Source organism: Bartonella sp. AC130YNZD (assembly GCF_042196865.1).
GTDB lineage: Bacteria > Pseudomonadota > Alphaproteobacteria > Rhizobiales > Rhizobiaceae > Bartonella.
On record NZ_JBHIQZ010000071.1, the window covers coordinates 1 to 3,055 of the forward strand.

Below are 3,055 nucleotides of genomic sequence, written 5' to 3' on the forward strand. Positions count from 1 at the left end.
CACCATGAAAACCATGCATCTGGGAGATAGTCTTTATCACGCATCACACCACTTAAATATGAGTGTTACGGCACTTCAATTATGGGGTGATGCAGCCGATAATTCAGGCACTTCTGCCGAACTTTTTCAACAATCCTTAGCGGTTTTAAATAGGCGTTCAGCACAAGCCTATGCTGGACAAAAAAGAGGCATGATGGGCTTTGAAGCGCTTGGCATTTCTGTCAAAAACACTTCTGGAAAACTCAAATCCACTTCTGTCTTGTTAGAAGAAATTACCGACAAGATGAGTAAGATGAAAAGCCAAGCACAAAGACAGCATATTGCTGCCCTGCTGTTTGGGGGCGATGGGAAAGAAATGGCGACCATGCTTGCACAAGGCATGGCACCTATCAAAGAACTGTTTGCAAAGGCGCGGAAAGGAAAATGGCTGATAGGCGCCGATGTTGCACGCTATGCAGCAGATTTAAGTGACAAGCTTGGTGCTTTTAAGAAAAAAATAGGCGGTATCGCAAGCTTTATTGGTGCCCGTTTTATGCCCGTCATCAATGATATGGTTGACGGTTTTTCAAAATTAATTGATGAAAACCGTGATCTCATTCAAACAACCGTTGCGAGCTGGGCAAAAACCTTAAAAAAAGTCCTTAATGATTTACTTAATCCTACCTCTGATTTAAGAAAAAGCATCAGTGATCTCACAGAGAGGATTAAAGGCTGGTTCCAATGGCTAGAGCCATTGATTGGTGAAATAACCCTCTTTAAGGTAGGGCTTGTAGCTCTTGGTTCCTTCATTTTTGGTCCACTCATTGCCGCATTAGCAGCCGTAGGAGCCGCATTTGTCACGCTTGGTATCACAATTATGACAACCCCCATAGGCTGGTTAATGGGTGGCATTGCAGTGCTCTTTGTCCTCTATCAATATTGGGACAAACTCAATGGCTGGATAGCAGCATCTTTAGCCGCGGTTGGAGCAGTTCTTATCGGATCATTCATTGCAGCAATGGTCCCGGCTGCTTCCGCAGTTGCGGGTCTTGCGGTATCTCTTGTAACTTCACTTATTCCAGCAATAACCGCTGTTGGTACGGCTTTTATATCGCTTGGTGTTGCTATCATGACCACACCTATCGGTTGGATACTTGGCGGCATTGCAGCTCTTGTTGCTGCCGGATATCTGCTCTACAAACATTGGGATACAGTCATAAGCTTTATAAGCAAGTTATGGGATTCTTTTTACAGCTTATGTAGTAATGTTTTCAATAACCTCTTGACGCTCTTTAAAAACTTTTCACCACTCTCTTGGATTGCGACAAAAATCAATGAACTCATTGAATGGCTGTTTGGTGTCGATTTAATGGAAGTAGGCTCCAATCTTATTAATGGGCTTTGGGACGGCATCAAAAGCAAATGGAATGCTCTGTCTGAATGGCTTAGCGGCATGATGGGTAAATTAACCAGTTGGATGCCTAATTGGATGAAAGAAAAGTTAGGGTTTAATGTCTCAATAGACAAAACTTCAACGAAGACCATTAAAACCTTTACCGAAGAAACTAATACACGGGCAAAAAGAATGCTGGATACAGCAGTGGTTACAAATACTCCACCTGAAAAACGCAAGAGTGGCTTTAATACAAGCGTAGTCGAAACAGGACAAATGCAGACTACAAATACAAAAGTGGGCGCCTTCAAAGTTCCCAAGCCCATTACCGTTCATAAGCCGGTAGAAGTAGATGCCCGCGTGATGATTTCAAATTTAAATATTTCTGTCCCCAATGGTCTTAAAGATGAAATCAGAGACGCAGTCAATCAAGCCCTTGAACGCTATGCCAAACAGCAACGCTTGGCTATAGCCTCTAGCCTTTCGGATTAAGCGCCATGATGTTAGCTTTGGGTGGTTTTATCTTTTCCATTGAAACAGCTGCTTATCAAACCCTTGACATGTCTTATGGTATTCCATGGGTAGAGCAAGGGCGATTGGGGCGCAAAGCAGCGCTTCAATTGCCTGCTGTGGCAAATGCAGAGTTTTCTTTAACCGGTGTGATCTATCCAGATTTTAAAGGCGGTCATGGACAAATCGAGTATTTGCGACAAATGGCGCATAATGGTCCTCATATCCTTGTGACCGGTCAGGGGAAAATTTTAGGCAAGTTTGTCATTCTTTCTGTAGAGGAAAAACAAAGCATTTTTCACTATAACGGATCCCCCAAAAAACAAGAATTTACGATAAAGTTGAGAGAATATGGTGGAGACCTATGAGTGATCTTTACGTAACAAAAGAAGGCGATATGGTTGACGCCATTTGCTGGAAATACTATGCCAAGGGTCAACAAGCTCTTGCTGTTGAACGCGTTTATGCAGCGAATTTTGGACTTGCAGACTATGGACCCATTTTAAAAGCAGGTATCACAATACTCTTACCAACCCTCCCCTATCCTAAAGCCACACCGGTGATTAGAATTTGGGGTAGCCAGTCATGAAACCTTTTTGCACAGTGATGGCAAATGGAGAGGACATCACAAGAATGCTGATGGACTATGTTTTGTCGATTGAAATTACCGATGAAGCAGAAGACAAAAGTGACCGCATTACCATAGAGCTTGATGACCGCGCCCGTGACAGTGATAATGGCTTTCTCGATATTCCTCTCATCGGAACAATCATTTCTGTCACACTTGGCTATGAAGGCGGCAAAAACCGCGATATGGGAGCCTATCTGATTGATGAAATCTCTGTAAGCAGCCCGCCTCAAAGCCTAAGCGTGACCGGACGCGCCGCCTCTATGAATACGTCTTATAGAACACCCAAAAGCCAATCCTATCACCAACAAACCCTTGGCAGTATTGTTCAAGAGATAGCAGAGCGCAATGGCTATACACCAAAAGTTGACCCTGCTCTTGCTAAAATTGTTGTGCGTCACATTGATCAAACTTCTGAAAGCGATATGGCTTTTGCCACACGCCTTGCAGAAGACTATGATGCGGTAGCAAAACCCGTTGATGGTAAACTTGTTCTTGCCAAACGGGGGGAAGGCAAAGCCATCACTGGTGAAACACTCCCCGTT

General features: G+C 43.7%; 4 protein-coding genes. All 4 read left to right on the top strand.

What is annotated here, in order from left to right; translation table 11 throughout:
- The coding region (locus ACFINU_RS09455; RefSeq protein ID WP_375618907.1) for a phage tail tape measure protein at window positions 1–1,864 on the top strand (1,864 nt) is incomplete at its 5' end.
- 5 nt (window positions 1,865–1,869) lie between these two features.
- Window positions 1,870–2,250, top strand: a complete 381-nt coding sequence (locus ACFINU_RS09460) for a phage tail protein (protein ID WP_375618908.1) — start codon at window positions 1,870–1,872, stop codon at window positions 2,248–2,250.
- A complete protein-coding gene (locus ACFINU_RS09465; protein WP_375618909.1) occupies window positions 2,247–2,471 on the top strand; it encodes a tail protein X in 225 nt (74 codons plus the stop codon). The genes ACFINU_RS09460 and ACFINU_RS09465 overlap by 4 nt, the downstream gene beginning before the upstream one ends.
- Window positions 2,468–3,055, top strand: a 588-nt coding sequence (locus tag ACFINU_RS09470; RefSeq protein WP_375667627.1) for a contractile injection system protein, VgrG/Pvc8 family, incomplete at its 3' end; no start/stop codon positions are given. The genes ACFINU_RS09465 and ACFINU_RS09470, both read left to right, overlap by 4 nt.

What these genes read in the sequence shown, in the direction of transcription:
- ACFINU_RS09460 (WP_375618908.1), top strand. Translation starts at nt 1,870, where the DNA reads ATGATGTTAGCTTTGGGTGGTTTTATCTTTTCCATTGAAACAGCTGCT.
- ACFINU_RS09465 (WP_375618909.1), top strand. Translation starts at nt 2,247, where the DNA reads ATGAGTGATCTTTACGTAACAAAAGAAGGCGATATGGTTGACGCCATT.